This is a genomic window from Alterinioella nitratireducens, assembly GCF_013155465.1.
GTDB lineage: Bacteria > Pseudomonadota > Alphaproteobacteria > Rhodobacterales > Rhodobacteraceae > Alterinioella > Alterinioella nitratireducens.
Map to the genome: position 1 here is coordinate 529,932 of NZ_JABJVX010000001.1, position 22,428 is coordinate 552,359.

Annotated in this window: 26 protein-coding genes; 14 read left to right on the top strand and 12 right to left on the bottom strand. The window is 66.9% G+C overall.

Translation table 11 applies throughout. The features are described 5' to 3' along the window. Window positions 1-220 precede the first annotated feature (220 nt). Window positions 221-1,000 (top strand): coiled-coil domain-containing protein, encoded by a 780-nt coding sequence (locus HNS34_RS02680; RefSeq protein WP_172317669.1) that lies wholly within the window; start codon window positions 221-223, stop codon window positions 998-1,000. Continuing rightward, entirely contained in the window at window positions 993-1,430 is a 438-nt protein-coding gene (locus HNS34_RS02685; RefSeq protein ID WP_172317671.1) for a cell division protein ZapA, read from the top strand. Before HNS34_RS02680 ends, HNS34_RS02685 begins: the two co-directional genes overlap by 8 nt. Here HNS34_RS02685 and HNS34_RS02690 read toward each other — a convergent pair whose 3' ends face one another. Next, the gene (locus tag HNS34_RS02690; RefSeq protein WP_235952587.1) at window positions 1,431-2,636 is read right to left on the bottom strand and encodes an MFS transporter; all 1,206 of its coding nucleotides are present in this window, start codon (window positions 2,634-2,636) and stop codon (window positions 1,431-1,433) included. 171 nt (window positions 2,637-2,807) lie between these two features. Here HNS34_RS02690 and HNS34_RS02695 point away from each other — a divergent pair, with 171 nt between their 5' ends. Next, window positions 2,808-3,140 (top strand): GYD domain-containing protein, encoded by a 333-nt coding sequence (locus HNS34_RS02695; protein WP_172317673.1) that lies wholly within the window; start codon window positions 2,808-2,810, stop codon window positions 3,138-3,140. A gap of 16 nt (window positions 3,141-3,156) precedes the next feature. Here HNS34_RS02695 and HNS34_RS02700 read toward each other — a convergent pair whose 3' ends face one another. Beyond that, window positions 3,157-3,831, bottom strand: a complete 675-nt coding sequence (locus HNS34_RS02700) for an SDR family NAD(P)-dependent oxidoreductase (RefSeq protein ID WP_172317675.1) — start codon at window positions 3,829-3,831, stop codon at window positions 3,157-3,159. Window positions 3,832-3,951: 120 nt separating this feature from the next. On the opposite strand from HNS34_RS02700, the gene HNS34_RS02705 reads away from it, so the two are divergent. Further along, on the top strand, window positions 3,952-4,548 hold the full coding sequence (locus tag HNS34_RS02705) for a biotin transporter BioY (RefSeq protein ID WP_172317677.1): 597 nt from the start codon (window positions 3,952-3,954) through the stop codon (window positions 4,546-4,548). Window positions 4,549-4,762: 214 nt separating this feature from the next. On the opposite strand, the gene HNS34_RS02710 is transcribed toward HNS34_RS02705, so the two are convergent. The 3 genes from HNS34_RS02710 to HNS34_RS02720 form a co-directional block, all read right to left on the bottom strand. After that, window positions 4,763-5,170: a DUF1284 domain-containing protein gene (locus HNS34_RS02710; protein ID WP_328700455.1), complete on the bottom strand. Its 408-nt coding sequence runs from the start codon at window positions 5,168-5,170 to the stop codon at window positions 4,763-4,765. 4 nt (window positions 5,171-5,174) lie between these two features. Next, the gene (gene purF / locus HNS34_RS02715) at window positions 5,175-6,638 is read right to left on the bottom strand and encodes an amidophosphoribosyltransferase (RefSeq protein WP_172317935.1); all 1,464 of its coding nucleotides are present in this window, start codon (window positions 6,636-6,638) and stop codon (window positions 5,175-5,177) included. A 121-nt stretch (window positions 6,639-6,759) separates the two neighbouring features. Continuing rightward, complete coding sequence (locus HNS34_RS02720) at window positions 6,760-6,951, bottom strand: hypothetical protein (protein WP_172317681.1); 192 nt, start codon at window positions 6,949-6,951, stop codon at window positions 6,760-6,762. A gap of 156 nt (window positions 6,952-7,107) precedes the next feature. Here HNS34_RS02720 and HNS34_RS02725 point away from each other — a divergent pair, with 156 nt between their 5' ends. Both HNS34_RS02725 and HNS34_RS02730 read left to right on the top strand, forming a co-directional pair. Further along, window positions 7,108-8,289: an alpha/beta hydrolase gene (locus HNS34_RS02725; RefSeq protein WP_172317683.1), complete on the top strand. Its 1,182-nt coding sequence runs from the start codon at window positions 7,108-7,110 to the stop codon at window positions 8,287-8,289. Window positions 8,290-8,359: 70 nt separating this feature from the next. Then, window positions 8,360-8,824, top strand: a complete 465-nt coding sequence (locus HNS34_RS02730; RefSeq protein WP_172317685.1) for a hypothetical protein — start codon at window positions 8,360-8,362, stop codon at window positions 8,822-8,824. A gap of 78 nt (window positions 8,825-8,902) precedes the next feature. Here HNS34_RS02730 and HNS34_RS02735 read toward each other — a convergent pair whose 3' ends face one another. The 4 genes from HNS34_RS02735 to HNS34_RS02750 all read right to left on the bottom strand — a co-directional run bounded on the left by HNS34_RS02735 (window position 8,903) and on the right by HNS34_RS02750 (window position 12,131). Continuing rightward, window positions 8,903-9,469, bottom strand: coding sequence for a CvpA family protein (locus HNS34_RS02735; protein WP_172317687.1), 567 nt, complete (start codon window positions 9,467-9,469; stop codon window positions 8,903-8,905). A gap of 30 nt (window positions 9,470-9,499) precedes the next feature. Next, window positions 9,500-10,867 (bottom strand): DNA repair protein RadA, encoded by a 1,368-nt coding sequence (radA, locus tag HNS34_RS02740; protein WP_172317689.1) that lies wholly within the window; start codon window positions 10,865-10,867, stop codon window positions 9,500-9,502. A gap of 9 nt (window positions 10,868-10,876) precedes the next feature. Then, entirely contained in the window at window positions 10,877-11,335 is a 459-nt protein-coding gene (locus HNS34_RS02745) for a paraquat-inducible protein A (protein WP_235952588.1), read from the bottom strand. 91 nt (window positions 11,336-11,426) lie between these two features. Then, on the bottom strand, window positions 11,427-12,131 hold the full coding sequence (locus HNS34_RS02750) for a corrinoid protein (RefSeq protein WP_172317691.1): 705 nt from the start codon (window positions 12,129-12,131) through the stop codon (window positions 11,427-11,429). Between the two features lie 150 nt (window positions 12,132-12,281). Here HNS34_RS02750 and HNS34_RS02755 point away from each other — a divergent pair, with 150 nt between their 5' ends. Beyond that, complete coding sequence (locus tag HNS34_RS02755) at window positions 12,282-13,352, top strand: PA0069 family radical SAM protein (protein WP_172317693.1); 1,071 nt, start codon at window positions 12,282-12,284, stop codon at window positions 13,350-13,352. 124 nt (window positions 13,353-13,476) lie between these two features. Here HNS34_RS02755 and HNS34_RS02760 read toward each other — a convergent pair whose 3' ends face one another. From HNS34_RS02760 to HNS34_RS02770, 3 genes are all read right to left on the bottom strand, one after another. Next, entirely contained in the window at window positions 13,477-13,734 is a 258-nt protein-coding gene (locus tag HNS34_RS02760) for an N-(5'-phosphoribosyl)anthranilate isomerase (RefSeq protein WP_172317695.1), read from the bottom strand. Between the two features lie 44 nt (window positions 13,735-13,778). Next, the gene (gene bmt, locus HNS34_RS02765) at window positions 13,779-14,795 is read right to left on the bottom strand and encodes a betaine--homocysteine S-methyltransferase (RefSeq protein WP_172317697.1); all 1,017 of its coding nucleotides are present in this window, start codon (window positions 14,793-14,795) and stop codon (window positions 13,779-13,781) included. 164 nt (window positions 14,796-14,959) lie between these two features. Beyond that, complete coding sequence (locus tag HNS34_RS02770) at window positions 14,960-15,274, bottom strand: DUF1476 domain-containing protein (protein WP_172317699.1); 315 nt, start codon at window positions 15,272-15,274, stop codon at window positions 14,960-14,962. Window positions 15,275-15,448: 174 nt separating this feature from the next. On the opposite strand from HNS34_RS02770, the gene HNS34_RS02775 reads away from it, so the two are divergent. From HNS34_RS02775 to HNS34_RS02805, 7 genes are all read left to right on the top strand, one after another. Continuing rightward, window positions 15,449-16,060: a hypothetical protein gene (locus HNS34_RS02775; RefSeq protein WP_172317701.1), complete on the top strand. Its 612-nt coding sequence runs from the start codon at window positions 15,449-15,451 to the stop codon at window positions 16,058-16,060. A gap of 91 nt (window positions 16,061-16,151) precedes the next feature. Beyond that, a complete protein-coding gene (gene purC, locus HNS34_RS02780) occupies window positions 16,152-16,913 on the top strand; it encodes a phosphoribosylaminoimidazolesuccinocarboxamide synthase (RefSeq protein WP_172317703.1) in 762 nt (253 codons plus the stop codon). 65 nt (window positions 16,914-16,978) lie between these two features. Then, window positions 16,979-17,209 carry a phosphoribosylformylglycinamidine synthase subunit PurS gene (gene purS / locus HNS34_RS02785; protein ID WP_172317705.1) on the top strand — a complete coding sequence of 77 codons (231 nt, stop codon included), beginning with the start codon at window positions 16,979-16,981 and terminating at the stop codon, window positions 17,207-17,209. 8 nt (window positions 17,210-17,217) lie between these two features. Then, complete coding sequence (locus HNS34_RS02790; RefSeq protein WP_172317707.1) at window positions 17,218-18,258, top strand: zinc-binding dehydrogenase; 1,041 nt, start codon at window positions 17,218-17,220, stop codon at window positions 18,256-18,258. Window positions 18,259-18,274: 16 nt separating this feature from the next. Continuing rightward, window positions 18,275-18,943, top strand: a complete 669-nt coding sequence (gene purQ, locus HNS34_RS02795) for a phosphoribosylformylglycinamidine synthase subunit PurQ (RefSeq protein ID WP_172317709.1) — start codon at window positions 18,275-18,277, stop codon at window positions 18,941-18,943. A gap of 40 nt (window positions 18,944-18,983) precedes the next feature. Beyond that, window positions 18,984-20,750 (top strand): sensor histidine kinase, encoded by a 1,767-nt coding sequence (locus HNS34_RS02800; protein WP_172317711.1) that lies wholly within the window; start codon window positions 18,984-18,986, stop codon window positions 20,748-20,750. Between the two features lie 18 nt (window positions 20,751-20,768). Next, complete coding sequence (locus HNS34_RS02805) at window positions 20,769-22,085, top strand: sigma-54-dependent transcriptional regulator (RefSeq protein ID WP_172317713.1); 1,317 nt, start codon at window positions 20,769-20,771, stop codon at window positions 22,083-22,085. Window positions 22,086-22,428 lie beyond the last annotated feature (343 nt).

Consider the following 22,428-nt stretch of genomic DNA (forward strand, 5'->3'; position numbering starts at 1 on the left):
CTTGTGTTGCGCAGGGTGATAGCAGGCCGGGGGCGGAGTGCAAGCAAGGCAGCGGCCCCCAACGCGGCATTTTCGGCGCATTTCGGCATTCGAGGCTCGAAAACGACCCGGAAACTGTTGCAAATGACGCCGGGATACGATTCGCTTGTGGCCAGGCAGATCGGCCCGGGCAGGCAGGGCAAGACCCGGGTTGGAAACAAGACGAGGGGCATGGGCTGATATGAGCGAACCATCGGATCTGGACCAGATCACGGCGCTTGAACACCGGATCACGGCGGCACTGGACCGCATCGCGCAGGGCGTGGCGGCACGCGGCGCGGGTGTGGGTGTGGGTGCGCAGGGCGAAGACGCGGGCGGAGACGCGGGCGAATTGGCCGAACGCGTCGCCGCCCTCAGCGCGGCGCTGGAGGAAACCCAAGGCGCGCTGGCCGCCGAGCAGGCCGCGCATGCCGAGTTGAGCGACCGCCTGCGCGCCGTCGAGGCCGCCCGCAAGGCCGATGCCGACGAGGCCGCGCGCGAGATCGCCAGGGCGAAGGAAAGCGCCCCCGCCATGAGCGAGGCCGATATCGAGACGATGCAGGCGCTGGAGGCCGAGGTCGAGCGCCGCCAGGGCGTCGAGGACGTGCTGCGCCGCCGTATCCAGCGCCTGCGCGAGGAACGCAACGCGCTGCAGGAAGAACGCACCGAGGCGCGCGAGCAACTGGACGAGGTGCAGGGCAAGCTCGACCAGCTCGAGGCGATTGCCGGACCGGGTGGTGGGGCCGACAAGGAACTGTCGCGCCTGCGGCAAAGCAACAGCGCGCTGCGCGACACGATCGAGGAAATGCGCGAGGGGATCGGCAATGACGCGGTGGCCAATGGCGACCTGGTGACCGCCGCCCTGGCCGCCGAACTCGAAAGCCTGCGCGCCGAGCGGGCCGTTGACGCCGCCGAGGCGCGCGCCATCCTGGCCGAGATACGGCCGGTTCTGGACAAGGAAGGGAGCGGGGCCAATGCCTGAGATCTCGATCACCATCGGCGGGCGCAGCTTTGCCGTCTCCTGCCAACCGGGCGAGGAGCCCTATCTGCAGGCCGCCGCCAAGATGCTGGATACCGAGGCCACCGTGATCCTCGGCCAGATCGGACGCATGGCCCCGGAACGCATGCTCCTGATGGCGGGGCTGATGCTGGCCGACAAGACCGCCGGGCTGGAAGAGGATCTGCAACGCGCCGAGGAAACCCTGCGCGCCCGTGACCGCAGCCTGGCCGATGCCGAGGACCGGCTGGAACGCCGTGCGCGCCGAATCGCGGAACTGGAAGAGGCGCCGCCGCCCGACCCAGAACAGGTCTCGGTCGCCGTGGTGCCCTCCGCGATCACCGACAGCCTGGCCGAGCTTGCAGCCCGCGCCGAGGCGCTGGCGCTGGAGTTCGAGGACGCGCCCGAGAGCTGATCACGCCCGCGACAGGATCCGCCGCTCGTCTTGCAGCAGCCAAAGCGCTGATGCCAGCCCGACAGAGCAGGTGGCCAGCAGCAGCGCAAGCAGCATCGGGGCCGCGGTCTCGGCGCGCAGGACAAGGCCGGTCGCGGTGCTGAGCGCGGCCCCGCCCGCCACGATCATCGCGCCCGCCAGACCCGCGGCACTGCCCGCCAGATCGGGCCGCACCGACATCAGCCCGGAATGCACCGCGGGCATGGTCAGCCCGTTGCCAAGGCCGACCGTGATCGTCGCGGCGAAATAGCCCAAACTGCCGATCAGCCCCGCCGCATAGGCGATGAGGCCAAGCGTCAGCCCGGTGCAGGCCACGACGCGCCCCGCCAGCACCAGCCGCACCAGCCCCGCCCGCGCGATGATGCGCGACGACACGAAGCTGCCGCAGAAGAACCCCGCCGAGATCGAGCCGAGCACCACCCCGAGGGCGGCGGGCGGCAGGCCGAAGGTGGCGCTTGCGACCAGCGGCGCCCCGGCCAGGAAGACGAAGAAGGCGCCCACGGAAAAGACCGCGCTGATGGCGAAGCCGCGAAACCGGGGCAGTTTCAGCAGCGAACCTATGTCGCGCCCGATGCCGCCAAGCCCGCCCGTGCCGGGGCGATGCGTCTCGTCCAGGCTGCGCCAGGTGACGGCCAGCAGGGTCAGCCCCGCGCCCGTGTAGACCGCGAACCCCGCGCGCCAGCCGACCGTCGCCTCCAGCGCGCCGCCCAGGACCGGGCCGACCATCGGCGCAATGGCCATGGCCATGCCAAGCGTGGCGATGCGGGCGGCGGCAGTGTCGGCGGGATGGGTGTCGCGCAGGATCGCCATCGCCATGGCCGAAAGCGCGATGATCGCAGCCTGCACCATGCGCGCGGCCAGGAGCAGCCAGAGGCTTGTGGCCAGAAGGCAGGTCAGCGAGGCCGCGACGAAGACCGCCAGCGCCACCAGCACCACCGGCCTGCGCCCGACCCGGTCCGAAAGCGGCCCGGCCACGATCTGCACCAGCGCGGTCACGCCCAGGTATCCGCCCACCATCAGGTTGACCGAGGCATAGCTGGCGTCGAATTCCGCCGCGATGGCGGGCAGCGAGGGCACAATCAGGTTCAGCGTCAACAGCGCCAGCCCGGTCATCGCGACCAGCATCGGAAAGGCGGGGGCGGTGGCGGGGGGGCGTGTCCGGGACATGACCGGGCCTCCTCTGCCGACTGTCCGGTCGACGTTAGGTTTGCCCGGGGCTGTCGTCAATTCCGATCTCGGCGCGATGGGCGCCAGGGCCGGTCCTTAACATAATTCAGCCAAGGATGCAGAAACCTGCTATGAGGGACGGGTTGCAATGTCAAAAAGGGGGATCATGACATGCCGACTTTCATCCTGACGGGACGCTATTCTCTGGATGCCGTGCGGGGGCTGATGGCAAAGCCCGAGGACCGGACCGAGGCCGTTTCGGCGGTCGTGTCGGCCGCGGGCGGTACGTTCCTGCATTACTGGGTCACGACCGGCGCGACCGATTTCGTTCTTGTGGCAGAAGCCGACAGGGCCGAAGAGTTTCTGGCCGGGGTCATGACCGCCGCCGCCTCGGGCTCGGTGACGGACCTGACGACCGTGCAGGCGTGGAGTTCGCCTGACTTTGCCAAGGTCGCGGAAAAGGCGGCCGACATGGCCTCTGCATATCGCGCTCCGGGCGACTAGCGCCGAGCAGGCCGGGTCAGCCCCGAGGCAAGAGAACGCCAAGCAGCCGGTCGGCTTCGGCCATCGGGTCGGCCAGCGGGCCGCGATCCTCGCCGGGATGGAACCGGGCGCGGGTGGCGGTGGGCATCGGGGCGGGCTTCAGCAGGTGGACCGCCGGTCCATGGCGCGCGGTCTCGGCCTGCCAACTCTGGATCAGGGCGCGCCCGGCGGCTTTCGAGAGCGCATAGGCCCCGGCGAATTTCTTTTCGATCCGGGTGTCGTCGAAGAACAGGGCCGTGGCGTCATCCGAGGCGGCGATGAGCGGCTCGATCAGCGCTATGGCGCGGGCGAGGGCGCGGATATTGGTGGCGATGTTGGCATCCAGATCCTTGGCGCGGATATGGCCCGCGGGCGTCAGCGCGGTCACGTGAATGGCGGCGTGGACCCAGATATCGGCGCGGCCCCACCTCTCATGCAGCGAGCGGCAGAGATGGGCCAGCGCGTTCTCATCCGTGATGTCCATCGGCGCCAGCGTGGCACTGCCGCCGGCGGCCTGGATCCGGTCGTCGAGATCTTCCAGGCCCCCCACGGTGCGCGCGACCGCGACGACATGGGCGCCGCGTTGCGCCAGCCACAGCGCCGAGGCCGCGCCGATCCCGCGTGAGGCCCCAGTGACAAGGGCGATGCGTCCATCGAGAGGTTTCTTGCTCATGGCCGCGTGATGGCCGGTTTGGCGCGGCTTGGCAAGGGGGCAAGCGGCTTGACTTTGGCGGTGCCGCTGGTGAGAACAAGGGCCAATGGAAACCTCCAATCAGAGACAGAGGAGACGCGCATGAGCCGCGACATGACTTTGAGCCAGGCCGTTACCGGATCCACCAGCCTGTTGAAACAGGTGCTGATGGTCGCGGGCGGCACCGCTTTCATCGCGTTGGCCGCGCAGATCTCGGTGCCGATGCTGCCGGTGCCGATGACCTTGCAGACGCTGGCCATCTTGATGGTGGGCTTCACCTTCGGCGCGCGCCTCGGGGCGGCGACGCTGATCGCCTATCTCGCCGAGGGCGCGATGGGGCTGCCGGTCTTTGCGAACGGCATGAATGGCGTGGCCTTCGCGGGGCCGACCGCCGGTTTCCTGGTCGGTTTCGTCGGCATGGCATGGGCCGCCGGTTGGGCCGCCGAGCGCGGGCTGGCGCGCGGGTTTGTCGGCACGGCGCTGTCGGCCATCGTGATCTCGGCGCTGCTCTATGTGCCGGGCCTGGCCTGGCCCGCGCTGGTGGCGGGCGCCACGGGTGTCGAGGCCGGGTGGGTCGCCCAGGGCAGTGGCTTCTACTGGACCTGGTTCGTCGCGCCCTTCCTTCTGGGCGATGCGGTCAAGGCCGTGATCGCGGCGCTTCTGGTTGCGGGCGGCTGGAAGGCCCTGTCGGCGCGCTGAGCCACAGGGGTTTGAATTGAAACGCCGCCCGGGGGGGAGCCTCGGGCGGCGTTTTCTTTTTGGGATTGCGCTGCCTTCGGCATCGCTCCGCGCCTCCTCCGGCCCTTGCGGGCCGTCCTCGGCGCGGGGGGGCGCATCACTGGAGGTGATGTGTATGGTGGGCCCGTTGCGCTGCCTCCGGCGGGGATATTTGCGGAACAAAGAAGCGGTCGGGTCAGTCTTCGTGCAACCGGGCCAGCGCCGTTTCGCAGAGGCCGAGCGCAAGCCATTGGCAGCCCTGGCAGAGGGTTTGAAGGTCGCCGGGCTGGACATGTTTGCGGATGCGGGCCTGTGCCTCGCCCCATGTCAGGCGCTCATGCGGGGCAAGGCGCAGGGCGCGCGCATGGGCGCGGTCGAGCCGGGAAATGGAGGTCTGCTCGGTACACAGATTGCCGCGCCGCTTGGGGCAGGGGGCGCAGATGTCGTCGGCATGGCCGGTGACCTGGATCGGCGTTGCGTCGCCGTCGGGGGCGCGCAGGCGGTCCACGACGATGGCCGACATGTTGGCGGTGAAGCCGTCCGAATAGCCCTTGCCCTGGTAGCCGAGCGCGCAGAGGAAATGATGCGGGCGGAAGCGCAGCACGGGGCTACTCCGCCGGTTCGCGCATCTCGAAGCCCTTGGCGACCATGTCCGAGGGCTGCACCGGGTAATCGCCCGAGAAACAGGCATCGCAATATTGCGGGCAGGCATTGTCGCGGCCCTTGGCCTCGCCGACGGCACGGTAGAGCCCGTCGAGCGAGATGAAGCGCAGGCTGTCGACGTTCAGGTGGCGGCGCATCTCTTCCTCGGACATGGTCGAGGCCAGCAGTTTCTCGCGTTCGGGCGTGTCGACGCCGTAGAAGCAGGGCCAGGCCGTGGGGGGGCTAGCGATGCGGAAATGGACCTCCGCCGCGCCTGCATCCAGGATCATCTCCTTGATCTTGCGGCTGGTGGTGCCGCGCACGACCGAATCGTCGACCAGGATCACCCGCTTGCCCTTGATCAGCGCGCGGTTGACATTGAGCTTGAGGCGCACGCCCATGTTGCGGATCTGCTCGGTCGGCTCGATGAAGGTGCGGCCCATATACTGGTTGCGGATGATCCCCATCGCATAAGGAATGCCGCTTTCCTGGGAATAGCCGATGGCCGCGGGCGTGCCGCTGTCGGGCACGGGGCAGACGAGATCGGCCTCGACGGGGGCCTCGCGCGCCAGTTCCACGCCGATCTGGCGGCGGGTTTCATAGACGGACTGGCCGTTCAGGATGCTGTCGGGACGCGAGAAATAGACATGCTCGAAGATGCAGAAGCGGGGCCTTGCGGGCTCGAACGGCATGAAGCTCTCGATGCCCTTGGGCGAGATCACGACCATTTCGCCGGGCTCCACCTCGCGGATGAACTCGGCCCCGATGATGTCGAGCGCGCAGGTCTCGGATGACAGCACCCAGCCGTCGCCCAACCGGCCCAGGACCAGCGGGCGCACGCCGAGGCGGTCGCGCACGCCAATCAGCTTGGTGCGCGTCATGGCCACGACCGAGAACGCGCCCTCGACCCGGCGCAGCGCGTCCTTCATGCGTTCGGGGATGTTCTTCTGGTAGCTGCGCGCCATCAGGTGGATGATACATTCGCTGTCAGAGGAGCTGTGGAAGATCGAGCCGCGCCCGATCAGGTCGCGGCGCAATTCCTCGGCATTGGTGATATTGCCGTTATGGGCCAGGGCGGCCCCGCCCATCGAGAATTCGCCGAAGAAGGGCTGCACGTCGCGCAGCTGCGTCTGGCCCTTCGATCCGGCGGTGGAATAGCGCACATGGCCGATGCCGATCGAGCCCGGCAGCGTCTCCATCAGCTTGGCGGAGGTGAAGTTGTCGCGCACATAGCCGAAGCGGCGGGCCGACTGGAAGCCGTGATCGGGGTCATGGGTGACGATGCCGCCCGCCTCCTGCCCGCGATGTTGCAGGGCGTGGAGGCCCAGGGCCACGAAATTGGCCGCATCGGAAACACCGACCACGCCGAAAACGCCGCATTCCTCCTTGAGCTTGTCGTCATCGAAGGGATGGCTATGGAACGGGGTCATCTCGGCACGCATGGGGGCAGGGTCCACGTCTGGGGCGATTCCCCGGAGCTATAGAGAAGCGGCCCCGCAAAGTCACCCACATGCGCGCGGGCCCCGGCGGAATATCGGCGCGGCGTTGCGCTCAGGTGGCCATGGGCAGGATCAGGAGCGCGGCCAGCACGCTCACCGCGGCGACGGCCAGCGCGGGCAGGCGGGACGTGGTGCGGCGGGCCAGGCGATGCGCCTCTTCGCTGCGCATCCGGCGGCCACGGGCCATGTAGCGGGCGGTGTCGATGGAGCCATCGGGGCGGGTGTGGATCGGGGTGCGGGTCATCGGGGCGGTCCTTCTGATTGGGTGAGATCACCATGACAGGGCTGCGCGCTCCGCGCTTGAAGGGGGCCTTTAGAAAGCCTTGGGATGGGCTTCTATTTCGCCCCAGACCCCTCTCTTTCCTTGAGAAACCGCGGGTCCGGTGCGCATCATGGGCGCATGATCTATCGTTTCGGCCCTGCTGAGTTGGATACGGACCGCTACCGGCTGCGTGTGGCGGGAAAGGAGGCGCATGTGGAGCCGCAGGTCTTCGCCCTCATCGCGCTTCTGGCCTCCCGCGCGCCGGATCTTGTGCGTTACGACGAGATCCGGGCCGATGTCTGGCAGGGGCGCATCGTCTCGGACGCGACGGTGGCGGCCCGGATCAGTGCGGCGCGCGCGGCCCTGGGCGATGACGGCAAGCGGCAGGGCGTGATCCGCACGGTGCCCCGGCGCGGTTTGCAGATGGTGGTGGAGGTCGTCACGGACGGCGGCGCAATCCGCCCGGTGCCGCCCGCGGGTCAGACCATCCGCTACACCACCTCGCGCGATGGCACCGCGATTGCCTGGGCCGAACTGGGCGAGGGGCCGCCGCTGATGCGGGGCGGGCATTGGCTGAGCCATCTGGAACACGATCTGTCCAGCCCGATCTTCGGGCCGCTTCTGCAACGGCTGGCGCGCGGGCGGCGGCTGATCCGCTATGATCCGCGCGGCACCGGGCTGTCGGAACGCGATCTGGACCTGAGCCGCGTCACGGTCGAGGATCTGGCCGATGACATGGAGGCGGTGGCCGATGCCGCCGGGATCGACCGGTTCCCGGTCTACGCCATTTCCCAGAGCGTCCCGGCGGCGCTGGTCTTCGCCGCGCGCCACCCGGACCGGGTCGCCCGGATGATCCTGAACAACGGTCTGGTGCGTGGCTCGACCGCGCGGGGGGAGGGTGAGACAACCGAGACCATGGTGGCGATGATCCGCGCCGGCTGGGGCGTGGCGGGCAGCCCGTTCATGAAGGCGGTGGCGACGCTCTTCGCGCCGCGATCTACCGTTGAAGAACTGGACAGCCTTGTCGGGCTGCAAGCGGTCTCGGCCACGCCCGACGCCGCCGCCGAGCTGCGCCGCGTGATCGGAGACATCGACGTGACGGGTATCCTGGGCGATGTGACCTGCCCGGTGCTGATCCTGCATTGCGCGGGCGATGCGATCCAGTCGCCGGAGCAGTCCAAGCTGATGGCACGGAGGATCCCGAATGCCACGTTTCACCTCTGCGACTCGCCCAATCACATGGTGGTGCCCAGTGATCCGATCTGGGCCGACTGCCTGGATGCGTTCGACCGGTTCCTGGAGGATGCGGCCCCGGTCTGAACGGTTGCCTGCGCCCGGCCCCTCGGATTAGCGTGTCGGCATCCGATTTGATCAGCAAGGACCCGTCATCATGCGTATTATTGCAATTCTCGCCGGGGCCGCGATGGCCGCGAGCGCCTTTCTCAACTGGGTCAGCATGCCTTTCGCGGGCGGCTTCACCCCCTATGACGCGCTGCGCCCGGCGCTTGGCCCCGATGCGCCGCTGGAGGTGCTGCTCTATGCGGCCACCTTTGCGCTTGGCGGGTTGGCGGGGCTGGTCGCGCTTCTGTCCACCCCCTCGCGGCTGCTGAATTTCATCGCCGGGGCCGCGCCCTTCGCGCTGGCGGTCTGGAACCAGATGCAGGCGCAGGATGCGCTGGACCAGGTCGGGCTGAGCCTGTGGGATTTCTCGGACGGGATCGGTGCCGCGATGAACCGGATGATGGAGTTTGTCGATATCGGCTTCTACGCCTATTGGGGCGGTGCGGTCCTGCTGCTGATCGCGGCGCTGGCGGGGGGCGGTGGCCGCCGCTATCGCCGCGATGACGCGATCTGACACCGGTTCCGGGGCGGCGCAGGGCCTTCGAAGGCCCTGACGAGGCTTTTCGAAAAGCCTCGCGCGCCCCGTCCGGGGTTACTCCGCGACCACGGGGTCGCAGCTGTTCACCAGTTCCTCGTAGCGCTGCACGATCCAGCCGGGCGCGTCCGAGGGGATGTTTTCCTCGATCGAGCCGGTGATCGACTGGAACACTTCCGCCGAGCGGCTGTCCGAGATCACCTCGATCGGCTCGTTGCCCACCACGCGGTCATAGGCGATGAGCGCGACCGCCACCAGGAGCACGCCGCGCGCGACACCGAAGAGGAAGCCGAGCCCCGCATCCAGGCCGCCGACCGCCGAGCGCTGCACGGCGGAGGAAAAGAACGGCGTGAAGAGCGAGATGATCACCAGCGCCAGCGCGAAAACGGCGGCAAAACCGGCGATCACCGCCAATTCGCAGGATCCGTTGAGGAAATCGCCCAGGTAGGGCACCTCGAACATCAGCTCCTTCGCCTGCGGGGCGAAGATGAAGGCCACGATCGCCGCCGCGATCCAGCCCAGGATCGACAGCGCCTCGCGCACGAAACCGCGCGAATAGGCCAGGATGGCGGATATCACGATGATACCGGCGACGACCGCGTCAAATAGGGTGAAGCCTTCCATATCGGCCCTCTCGTTCTTGTTTGGCGGGTCTCAGCCCGCGCCGAATATATCGCCAGTGAACCGGGTCAGGTCCGGCATCAGTTTCAGATCCATACCAGCCCCGTCGGATATTTTGCATCCCTCGGGCGCGATAGCCGATGAAAAACCAAGTTTCCGGGCCTCTTTCAACCTGTTTTCGGCCTGAGCCACCGGACGCAGCGCGCCAGAGAGCGAAAGTTCCCCAAAAACCACGGATGTGGCGGGCAGGGCGGCGTCTTCGCGTGCCGAAAGCAGCGCGGCGGCAACGGCCAGGTCGGCGGCTGGTTCCGAGATGCGCATGCCGCCCGCGATGTTGAGGTAGACGTCGAGCCCCTGAAAGCTGATGCCCACCCGTGCCTCCAGCACCGCCAGGATCATCGAGAGCCGCCCGCCATCCCACCCCACGACGGCGCGGCGCGGCTGGCTGAGCGACGACGGCGCGACCAGCGCCTGCACCTCGACCAGCACGGGACGGGTGCCCTCCATGCCCGCGAAGACGACCGATCCCGGCGCCCGTTCATTGCGGTCGGAAAGAAACAGCGCCGAGGGGTTCGGCACTTCGGCCAGTCCCGCGCCGGTCATCTCGAACACGCCGATCTCATCGGCCGGGCCAAAGCGGTTCTTGACGGAGCGCAGGATGCGGAACTGGTGGCCGCGCTCGCCCTCGAAATAGAGCACGGTGTCGACCATATGCTCGACCACGCGGGGGCCCGCGATCTGGCCTTCCTTGGTGACGTGCCCCACCAGCATGACCGAGGTGCCGCTGCGCTTGGCAAAGCTTGTCAATTCATGCGCCGAGGCGCGGACCTGCGCGACAGAGCCCGGCGCGCTTTCGACCGTATCCAGCCACATGGTCTGGATGGAATCGATTATGGCGAGATCGGGCTGTTCCCTGTCCAACGTGGTCAAGATGTCGCGCAGGTTGGTCTCGGCGGCGAGTTTGACCGACGCATCGGCCAGACCCAGGCGCCGCGCGCGCATCCGCACCTGGGCGGTGGCCTCTTCGCCCGACACATAGATCACCTTGAGCCCTGCGCGCGCGAAACTGGCTGCGGCTTGCAGCAGAAGCGTCGATTTGCCGATACCGGGATCGCCGCCGACCAGGGAGGCCGAGGCCGCGACCAGCCCGCCCCCAAGGACGCGGTCGAGTTCCGCCATGCCCGAGCCGACGCGGGGCGGCGGGGCCTCTTTCGTGGCAAGGTCGGTCAGCGCCATGCCCTTGCCCTTCATGCCGCCAAGCCCGCGGCCCTTGGGACCGGTCGAAAGCGGCTGTTCCTCCTGCACCGTATTCCATTCGCCGCAGCCCTCGCAGCGCCCTGTCCATTTGCTGTGAACGGTGCCGCAATTCGCGCAGATGAAACGGGTGACGGGTTTGGCCATTGCGTTGGCTTAGCCCAGGTGCCCGCGCTTGACCAGTGCGCCCGTGGCAAGGCTGATGGCAAGCGAGACGAGCGTGCAGGCGGTGAAGAGCCAGAGGCCCCAGGCGGTCTCGACCCGGCCAAGCCCGACGCCCTTTACCAGCAAGATATAGAGCGCGATCAGGAACACGTCGGCCATGGCGAACTTGCCCATCACAGTGAAACCGGTGAGCAGGCGCGAGGGGGCCTGGCCGAAATGGATCAGGACAAGGCCGAGCGTCTTCACGATCGGGGCGGCGATGGCGAAAAGGGCGACGAGGCTGGCCAGCAGGATATCCTCGCCCCAGAGCGTCGCGATGCCGGAGAGGATCGAGATCTCGTCGAGCGCGAAGAAGGGCAGCAGCCCCGCGCGCATCAAGGGCGCCTGCCAGGAGATCGGGTAGAGCACCAGCAGGGCAAGATTTGCGAGGGCGAGCAGCTTCAAGGTCATGTGGCGGGGCCGGGGTCACCATGCGGGGATCGGGGGGGCATACGCACCCCCTTTACCCCGCCCGGCCATGCCGAAACAAGGTGAGGGGCGCTCAGGCCCCGGCGGCCATCCGGTTATGCTTGCGCGCAACGTAATCCTTGGCCGTCTCCACCGCCACGGCGGCATCGCGGCAATAGGCGTCGGCGCCGATGGCCTTTCCGAATTCCTCGTTCAGGGGGGCGCCGCCGACCAGCACGATATAGTCCTCGCGGATGCCCTGTTCGATCATGGTGTCGATCACGACCTTCATATAGGGCATGGTCGTGGTCAGAAGGGCCGACATGCCCAGGATGTCGGGCTGCTCGGCCTCCAGCGCCTCGAGATAGTTCTCGACCGCGTTGTTGATGCCCAGGTCCACCACCTCGAAGCCCGCGCCTTCCATCATCATCGAGACCAGGTTCTTGCCGATATCGTGGATGTCGCCCTTGACGGTGCCGATCACCATCTTGCCCACGCGCGGCGCGCCGGTTTCGATCAGAAGCGGCTTGAGGATCGCCATGCCCCCCTTCATCGCGTTGGCGGCCAGCAGCACCTCGGGCACGAAGAGGATGCCGTCGCGGAAATCCTTGCCGACGATGGTCATGCCGCCGACCAGCGCCTCGGTTAGGATGCGGTAGGGCTCCCAGTCGCGGTCCAGAAGGATGTTGACGCCTTCCTCGATCTCTTCCTTGAGGCCGTCATAGAGGTCGTCGAACATCTGCTGCACAAGCTCTTCGTCGTCGAGCTCGGACAGGATGATTTCATCTTCATCGGACATGGGTCGGAAACTCCCTGGCTTCGGCATGGGGGTGGCGATTGGGTGATCTTTGGCGTCTGGCCCCGAACCTGACGCGCCGGATTGCGACTTGGTTCATGTCGGGACCGACCTTGACTTGCACATGTTCCGGTTTCGTTCCAGAATGGCGCAATGCAGCGAAACGACAAGATAGCGCGCGGGCGCGGGGCGGGTTCGAACCCGCCGGGCCGGTTCGAGCCGCTGACGGCGGAGGCGGTCGATGACGGCTGGCCGCGGACCGAGGAGGCGGTGACGCTGCGCACGGAAACACGGGCCGAGAGGCCGCGCCGCGTGATCACGCGCAACGCCTCGCCCGATCTGGGATTTGACCGCTCGATCAACCCGTTCCGGGGCTGCGAACATGGCTGCATCTACTGTTTCGCACGGCCCACCCATGCCTATCTGGGGCTGTCGCCGGGGCTGGATTTCGAGACGCGACTGGTGGCGCGGCCCGAGGCACCCGAGGTGCTCCGGCAGGAGCTGTCGCGGCCTGGCTACAAGGTCGCGCCGATCGCCATCGGCACCAATACCGACCCCTATCAGCCGATCGAGCGCAATCTGGGCGTCATGCGCGGCATCCTGGAGGTGTTGCAGGAGTTCCGCCATCCGGTCGGCATCGTCACCAAGGGCGTTTTGGTCGAGCGCGATATCGGGTTGCTGGCGGAAATGGCCGCCGACGGGCTGGCCAAGGTCGGCATCTCGGTCACGACGCTGGACCCCGATTTGTCGCGCAGGATGGAGCCGCGCGTGCCCGCGCCCGCGCGTCGCCTCAAGGTGATCGAGCGGCTGGCGGCAGCGGGGATTCCGGTCCGGCTCATGGCCTCGCCGATCATCCCCGGCCTGACCGATCACGAGATCGAGCGGCTGGTGCAGGCCGGCGCCGAGGCGGGGGCGAGGGCGGCCAGCATGATCACGCTGCGCCTGCCGCTCGAGGTCGGGCCACTGTTCCGCGAGTGGCTGGAGACGCATATGCCGGACCGCGCGGGCCGCGTCATGGCGCGGGTGCGCGAGATGCAGGGCGGCAAGGCATACAGCAGCGAATACGGCACGCGGATGACGGGGACCGGCGTCTATGCAGACCTGCTGCAAAAGCGGTTCGCGCGGGCGCGTCGGGCGCATGGGCTGGCAAAGGAACTGCCGCCGCTCAGATGCGACTTGTTCGCGGTGCCGCTGGTGCGTGGCGATCAGTTGAGCCTGTTCTGAGGGTGGGGCAAGAGCCTTCGAAGGCTCTTGCCGATCTCTTCGAAGAGATCGGATTGCGCGCGTTGGTGGGGGGCTCAAGGCCTTCGAAGGCCTTGGCCTGCCTTTTCGAAAAGTCAGGCCCCCGTCATTCGAGGATGCGCACGGGTTCGGCGTTGCAGAAGACGACCACCTGCCCGCCATTGAGAACCGCGCGGTAGCCGCGCCGCTTGATCTCGCTGGTGAACACCTCCCACCCGACGATCCGCTCCACATCGCGGGCCTTGCGGCGCACGACACCGCCTTCCGCGGCGGCGCGGGACGAGAAAAGATGCGTAACCCAGATCTCGGGGTCGATGACATCGGGTTTCGAGCGGCGCGGAGGTGGGGCAAATATGTCTCGCATGAGGGCAACATTGCCGTCGCCTCGGTCAATATCCGGTGAATCTCTCAGCCCCGCGCGCGGCGGCGGCTGGTCCGGGCGCGGGTCGGGCCTGCCCCGTCGGTGCCGTCGCTGTCGGAGGAAAACGCGCCAAGCGTTGCCGCGATCTTGTCCAGGGTCGGGGCGGGGCCGGGGGGCGTGTCTTCCAGCGCCTTGCGCATCCGGCGCAGATGCTCGGTCTGGGTGCCGCAGCAGCCGCCGATGATGCGCGCGCCGCAATCGCGGGCCAGCACCGCGTATTGCGCCATCAGATCGGGCGTGCCGTCATAGTGGATGTGGCCATCGACATATTTCGGAATGCCCGCATTGCCCTTGGCGATGATCGGGATCTCGACGCCCGAGGCGCGAAAACCGAGCGCGGTGCGCAACAGGTCCGACGCGCCGACCCCGCAATTCGCGCCATAGGCCAGCGGCTTATGCGCCAGCCCGTCCACCATCGTCGCCATATCGGCCGAGGTCAGCCCCATCATGGTGCGGCCCGCCGTGTCGAAGCTCATCGTGCCGCACCAGGGCATCTCGGCCAGGCGCGCGGCCTCGGCGGCGGCCTTGTATTCCTCGGCGGCCGAGATCGTCTCGACCCAGAGCACATCGGCCCCGCCCGCCTTCAGCCCCTCGGCCTGTTCGTGGAACATCTCGACCGCGCCCTTATAGGTCAGGCTGCCCATCGGCTCCATGATCTCGCCGGTGGGCCCCATCGAGCCCGCGACCACCACGTCGCGCCCGGCCTTGTCGGCCACCTCGCGCCCGATTCCGGCGGCGGCCTTGTTCAGCTCGAACACCCTGTCTTGCGCGTCATGCAGCTTGAGCCGCGCGGCGGTGCCGCCGAAACTGTTGGTCAGGAAGATGTCGGAGCCCGCATCGACCGCGCCCTGGTAGAGCGTTGCCACCCGGTCGGGATGATCGGTGTTCCAGATCTCGGGCGAGTCGCCGGAAGATAGCCCCATGTTGAACAGCGTCGTGCCGGTGGCCCCGTCGGCCATCAGCCAGTCGCGGGTGTCGAGCAGTCGGGACAGGAGGTCGGACATGCGCAGTAGGGCCTTCTTGCTTGGGGCAGCGTCGCTGCCGGGTGTGATCGCTCAATGCGCGCGGGGCAAGTTCATATTGCGCATAATGATCATGAGGCGGGGGCCGGGATGCAGAATGCCGCCCCGAGGCGGCATCCGATCACCTTGCGGGGACAGTCGCCCGGTCAGGCTTCCTTCATGATCTGGCGCTTGGCCTCGATCAGAAGCTCGGCCATCTTGGCGCGGATCTGCTCGTCGCTGGCCTTGTCGCCCAGATCGCCCTTGAGCTTGCGCACGACATCCTCGTGGCCCGCTTCCTCGAAATCGGATTTCACGACCTCGATCGCGTAGGCATTGGCCTCGTCGCCGGATTTGCCCAACAGATCGGCGGCCCAGAGACCGACCAGCTTGTTGCGCCGCGCCTCGGCCTTGAAGACCATTTCGGCGTCATGGGCGAATTTGTTCTCGAACGCGTTCTCGCGGTCATCGAAGGTGGTCATCTTGGGGGCTCTCCTTGCGGGCATGGGCTGCGTTGCCTTCCAAATAATCGGCAAGCGGGGGCGCATTCAAGTGCCGACTTGGCCCGGAGGTTTCTTGCTGGATCGAATCGCGGGCCCGGCATTACTCTGGCGGGACTTTGATTGACAAGGTTTTCACAGCTCCAGGACGGTCCCATGATCCGCCATTTCCCCCTCATCGCCGCCTGTCTTGTCGCAGGCGCAACCGCCACATTCGCGCAAGACACGTTCTCGGAGATCGGCACCGGGCAATACCTGGCCCCGCTGGACATGGCGCCGTTCCAGGATGACACCTGGCAGGGCTATGAGCAGGAGGGGTGGTACGTGCTGGAGAACCGGAGCGATCCCGGCGCGATCCGTTATTATCGCGGCAACGTGATCGGCGATGTCGGCAACGGCCGTGTCCAGACCAATATCTATGTCCGCAACGATGACGGGCAGGGGCTGGCCGCCGCTGGACTGATCTTCGATTTCAATGTCGAGACCTCGACCTATGCCGCCTTCCTGCTGGATCATGAAAACAACCCGATGGTCCTGTTGCGCGATGAGGACGGGATGGAGCCGATCTTTGCCGACGCTGACGACCCCGTCGGGCGTGGCGATGGCACCGACGTGCTGGCGGTCCGGTTCCTGGACGGGCGGGCGGAGCTGCTGCTCAACGACGAACCGTTTCTGAACCTCAGCGCCGAGAGCGGCTTTCATTCCTATGCCGGTGTTATCGCCGTCGGCACCGGACGCCATGGCTTCTGGGGCTTCGCGGCGGAGTAGACCCCGCCCCCGCTTTCCTTTCCGCCAGTGTCGGCGTATACGCGCGATGACCCGCCTTGGCGGACCCTCGGGGATTCGGAGTAAGCAGCACATGGCACGGCGCAAGAAGGTCTATGAAGGCAAGGCCAAGACCCTGTACGAAGGCCCGGAACCCGGCACCCTGGTGCAGTATTTCAAGGATGACGCGACCGCGTTCAATGCCGAAAAGCGCGACGTGATCGAAGGCAAGGGGGTGCTGAACAACCGCCTGTCGGAATATTTCATGACCGGGCTGAACAACATTGGCGTGCCCACCCATTTCATCCGCCGCCTGAACATGCGCGAACAACTGATCCGCGCGGTCGAGATCATCCCGCTGGAGGTCATCGTGCGCAACTTTGCCGCCGGGTCCATGGCCAAGCGCCTGGGGCTGGAGGAGGGCACGCAACTGCCGCGCCCGATCATCGAGTTTTCCTACAAGAACGACGACCTGGGCGACCCGCTGGTGCCCGAGGAATATATCATCGCCTTCGGATGGGCGAGCCAGCAGGACCTTGACGACATCGTGGCGCTGGCGCTCAGGGTCAACGATTTCATGTCCGGGCTGATGTTGGGCGTGGGCATCAGGCTGGTCGATTTCAAGATCGAGGTCGGCCGCGTCTATGACGGCGATTTCATGCGCCTCATCGTGGCCGACGAGATCAGCCCCGACAGCTGCCGCCTGTGGGATATCGAGACGGGCCGCAAGCTGGACAAGGACGTGTTCCGCCGCGACCTGGGCGACCTGGCCGACGCCTACACGGAAGTGGCGCGGCGGTTGGGCGTGCTGCCCACGAATAACGGCCCGGTGACGAAGCCGACGCTGATCAACTGAAGCTCCGCGCCCGGGGTTTGGCGGGGGATTTTGAGTATTTGGACCAAGAAGATGGGGGCAGGGTGATGCGTGCGACCGTGACCGTGATGCTGAAACAGGGGGTTCTGGACCCGCAAGGCGAGGCGGTGCGCCACGCGCTTGGCAGCCTCGGATTTGACGGCGTCGAGGGCGTGCGCCAGGGCAAGGTGATCGCGCTGGACCTGGCCGAGGGAACGTCGGAGGCCGAGGTGACCGAGATGTGCGAGAAGCTGCTCGCCAACACGGTGATCGAAAGCTACCGCATCGAGATGGGCTGAGGTCCGCGATGAAGGCGGCGCTTTTGACAGGTTATCGGTCGGACCTGGAGATCAGTGATCTGCCCGATCCCGACTGCCCGCGCGATGGCGTGGTGCTGGAGGTTCTGGCCTGCGGCATCTGCCGCTCGGACTGGCATGTCTGGGTCGGGGCCGATCCGGATGTGTCCCTGCCGCAGGTGGGCGGCCATGAATATTGCGGTGTCGTGCGCGCCGTGGGCGCGGATGTGACGCGCTGGCGGGTGGGCGACCGGGTCATCGCGCCGTTCATCCTGGCCTGCGGCGGCTGTGCCGATTGCCAGGCGGGCAATCAGACGATCTGCGCCGATCAGGTGGTGCCGGGGTTCACCGCGCCGGGGGCCTTTGCCGAGCAGATCGCCGTGCCGCGCGCCGATGTGAACCTGACCGCGCTGCCCGAGGGGATGGATCCCGCGCTTGCCGCGGCCCTCGGCTGCCGGGTCACGACGGCCTGGCACGCGCTGACGGGGCGCGCGGCCCTGCGGCCCGGCGAATGGCTGGCCGTCTGGGGCGCGGGCGGCGTGGGGCTGGCGGCGGCGCTGATCGGCAAGGCCCTAGGCGCGCGGGTGGTGGTGGCCGACCTGGTGCAGGAGAAGCTGGACCACGCGCTGAGCCTGGGCATTGATGCCGCCGTGAACGCGGGCGGGGCCGATCCGGTGGGGGAGGTCCGCGAGATCACGGGTGGCGGGGCCGATCTGGCTGTCGAGGCGCTCGGCATTGCACCCACCACGATCAACGCTTTGAAATGCCTTCGCAAACTGGGCCGCATGGTGCAGGTCGGGATGCCTGCGGGCGACCACGCCGCGATGAGGCTGCCCTGGGACGTGGTCTATTCCGGCCAGTTGGCCATCTATGGCACGCGCGGCATGCCCGCCTGGCGCTATCCGTCCCTGCTGTCGCTGATCTCGGGCGGACTGGACCTGTCACCGATGATCGCGCGGCGTGTCACGCTGTCGGATGTCACAACCGAACTGGCCGCCTTCGACGGCCCCGCCCCGCCGGGGATTGCCGTCATCACGGATTTCACCCGCTAGACAAGGATCCCGCCCCATGAAAGCCGCCGTCATCACCTTTCCCGGCTCCAATTGCGACCGTGACCTGAGCGATGCCTTCCGCGCCGCCGGATGCGGAGTAACCGAGGTCTGGCACAAGGACAGCACGCTGCCCGAAGGCGTCGATATCATCGGTATTCCCGGCGGGTTTTCCTTCGGCGATTACCTGCGCTGCGGGGCCATCGCGGGGCGCTCGCCCGTCATGAAGGCGGTCGCGGATCACGTGCACCGGGGCGGCTATGCGATCGGCATCTGCAACGGCTTCCAGGTGCTGTGCGAAACCGGCCTCCTGCCCGGTGCGCTGATGCGCAATGCGGGGCTGAAATTCACCTGCAAGATGCAAACCCTGACGGTCGCGACCGGCGACAGCGTCTTTACCCGTGGCTATGGCGAAGGCGCCGAGATCTCCATCCCGCTGGCCCATCATGACGGCAATTACGTGATCGACGCCGAGGGGCTGGCCGCGCTCAAGGACCAGGGCCGCGTGGCCTTCCGCTACCGGGCCAATCCCAACGGATCGGTTGATGATATCGCCGGGATCCTGTCGGAAAACCGGCGCGTGCTGGGGATGATGCCGCACCCCGAGCGTGTGGTTGACGCCCGCGTCGGCGGCACCGACGGGCGGGCGCTTTTTGCCGGATTGGTCGATGCGCTGGCCGATGCCTGACGGGCTTGAGCCGGATGGGCCAAGCCACTAACATCACGCCATGAACCAGCCGTCTGGCCCCATCGTTGCCCCGCGATCCTCGACAGGGCGGCGCGCATGGATTTTGCGTGGGGTCATGGTATTGTTCCTGGCCATCGCGGGCGGGGTCGTCTGGGTCTCGAACATCTGGCTGACCGAGCGGTTCACCGAAAGCACCCGCAACCGGGCGGAACTGCGCCTGGCGCTCTATTCCGGCTCCATCATCTCGGAATTGCAGCGAAATTCGGTGGTGCCGCTGCTCTTGTCGCGCGATCCGACGCTGACCCGCGCGCTGGCCATCGGGGATTTCAGCCGCACCTCGCAGCAACTGATTTCCTACCGCGAGGAGATCGGGGCCGCGTCCCTGACGCTGCTGGATCGCGAGGGGCGCGTGGTGGCCGCAACCGACCGGCCCCAGATTGGCGAATTGCACCGCAACGAGCCTTATTTCGTGCAGGCGCTGCGCACCAATGACACGGTCTTCACCACCAGCGAGCTGGAGACCGGCGCCTTCGAGTTCACCTTCGCGCGCCGCATCGAGGCCGACAATCAACTGGTCGGCGTGATCCTGGTCAAGGTCGATCTGGGCCGCCTGGAGGATCGCTGGCGCGGCACCTCCGAAGCGGTCTTCGTGGCCAATTCGGAAGGCACCATCATCCTGTCCACCGAACCGCGCTGGCGCGGGCTGGAGGAGGAGGGCGCGATGGCCGTGCAATCGCCCCCCTCGGCCATCCAGCGCGTGATCGAGGCGACGGGGGATTGGGCCTTCACCACGCCGGGGCCGTTCTTTTCCGGCAATTCGACGCTGCGGCTGGAAAGCCGGATTCCGTTTCGAGGCTGGAAACTGGTCTCGTTCACCGCCTTCGCCTCGGTGCGCGAACGCGTCAACGGGGTGCTGGCGCTGGAGATCATGGGATTCGCGTTGGCTCTGGCGGGCGCCTTCTATGTGTTGAGCCGCCGGGCGCGGATGCAGACGGTGATCTTCCAGCGCGAATCGGCGGAGCTTCGCCGCCTCAACAATCGCTTGCAGCGGGAAATCGCCGAACGTCAACGGGTTGAGAAGACGCTGGAGGAGGCCGAGGCGAGCCTGGCGCAAAGCTCCAAACTGGCCGCGATGGGCGAGATGTCGGCCGCCGTCAGCCACGAGTTGAACCAGCCGCTGGCCGCGATGAAAACCTACCTGGCGGGCGCGCGGCTGCTCTTGCAACGCAGACGGCCCGAGGAGGCGCTGTCCTCGTTCCAGCGCATCGACGACCTTCTTGACCGGATGAACGCGATCACGCGGCAGCTCAAATCCTATGCAAGAAAGGGGGCCGAGGCGTTTGCGCCCGTCGATCTGCGCGACTCTCTCGCCGCGTCGCTGACCATGATGGAGCCGCAACTGCGCCAGATGACGGTCGAGATCACCCAGACCATGCCGCGAGAACCCGTGATGGTGCTGGCCGACCGGCTGCGGCTGGAACAGGTGATCATCAACCTGTTGCGCAATGCGCTGGATGCGATGAAGGGCGAGGCGCATCGCGAACTGGACCTGATCATCGCCGAGGGCGACGAGGTGGTTTTGACGGTGCGCGACAACGGGCGCGGCATTGACGATCTGGACGCGCTGTTCGAGCCCTTCTACACGACCAAGAAACCCGGTGATGGCGTGGGGCTCGGCCTCGCGATATCCTCGGGCATCGTGAAGGATCTGGGCGGACGGCTGACGGCGCGCAACGGCGAGGATGGCGGCGCGGTGTTCGAGGTCCGCCTGCCGCGCGCCGATCAGAGCCAGGCCGCGGCGCAATGAGCAGGTAGGGAAAAGACCATGAGAATCGCGATCATCGACGACGAGCAGGACATGCGCCAGTCGATCAGCCAATGGCTGGCCCTCAGCGGCTTCGAGACCGAGACCTATGCCAGCGCGGAAGAGGCGCTCAAGCAGATCGGGCCGGATTATTCCGGCGTCGTCGTCAGCGACATCAAGATGCCCGGAATGGACGGGATCGCTTTCCTCAAGCGGTTGATGGGGATGGATAGCAGCCTGCCCGTGATCATGATCACAGGTCATGGCGACGTGCCGATGGCGGTCGAGGCGATGCGCCTCGGGGCCTATGACTTCCTGGAAAAGCCGTTCAATCCCGACCGCATGACCGAGCTTGCCAAGCGCGCCGGCCAGACACGGCGTCTGACGCTGGACAACCGCGCGCTGCGCCGCGAGCTCAGCGATGGCACCGTGCTGATGCGCAAGCTGATAGGCTCCTCGCCGGTGATGGAGCGGCTGCGCGAGGATATCCTGGACCTCGGCCAGGCCGATGGCCATGTACTGATCACCGGCGAGACCGGGACCGGCAAATCGCTGGTGGCCCATGCGCTGCACGCGGTGGGGCCGCGCGCGGGCAAGCCGCTGGTCTCGGTGGCCTGCGCCGCGCATGAGGAAAGCGCACTGTCCGCCATGCTGTTCGGGCCGGTGGGCGAGGGGCAGGATCTGCCGTTGGTCGAACAGGCGCGCGGCGGCTCGCTGCTGCTGGAGGGGGTCGAGGCGCTGCCGCAGGCGTTGCAGGCGCGCCTGCTGACGCTGATCAACGACATGGGCAACCCGGCCGAGACCCGCGTCGTGGCGATCTGCAACGCGGCGGAACCCGAAAGCTGCGAGGCCAGCCTGCGCCCCGATCTCTTCTATCGCCTGGCCGCGATGCGCATCGACCTGCCACCGCTGCGCGCGCGCGGCGAGGATATCCTGACCCTCTTCAACCGTTTCGGGGAACAGTTCGCCGAGGAATACGGCACCGAGGCCCCGCAGGTCACCGCGCAGGAGGCCGCGCAGCTCCTGCAGGCCCCCTGGCCCGGCAATGTGCGCCAACTGATCAACATCGCCGAACGCGCCATCCTGCAACAGAGGCGCGGCTCGGGCTCGATCGCCTCGCTTCTGATGAACGATGGCGAGGAGGTGGGCCAGCAACAGGTCGGCGAGGGCAAGCCGCTCAAGGAATATGTCGAGGCGTTCGAGCGGATGCTGATCGACAACACCATGCGGCGGCACCGTGGCTCCATCGCCAATGTGATGGAGGAGCTTAGCCTGCCGCGCCGGACCCTGAACGAGAAGATGGCGAAATACGGGCTCAGCCGTTCGGATTATCTTTGAAGCGTCGCGTCTGACGCGGGGGACGGGAGCCTTCGGCGAGGATATTTTGAGAACAAAGAAAAGGGGCGGAACAACCCCTGATCCGGGCCAGCGCCCGCATCAGGGGTCTTCTTCGTTCACGGTCATCGGCGTCCCCGCCTGTACCGTGCCTTTGGTATAGGTATGAAATGTTGCGTTCCGGTTAACGGCGGCGGCGGTTAACCTTAACGGCTTCTTTGTTCCGAAAATATCCTGGGGGAGGCGCCCATAGGGCGGCGGGGGCAACGCCCCCAACGGCGCCATGATCGTGGGCCGGTGCAACGGGGTCTGGTGTCGAATTGCCATTGTAATCGCCCCGAACTTG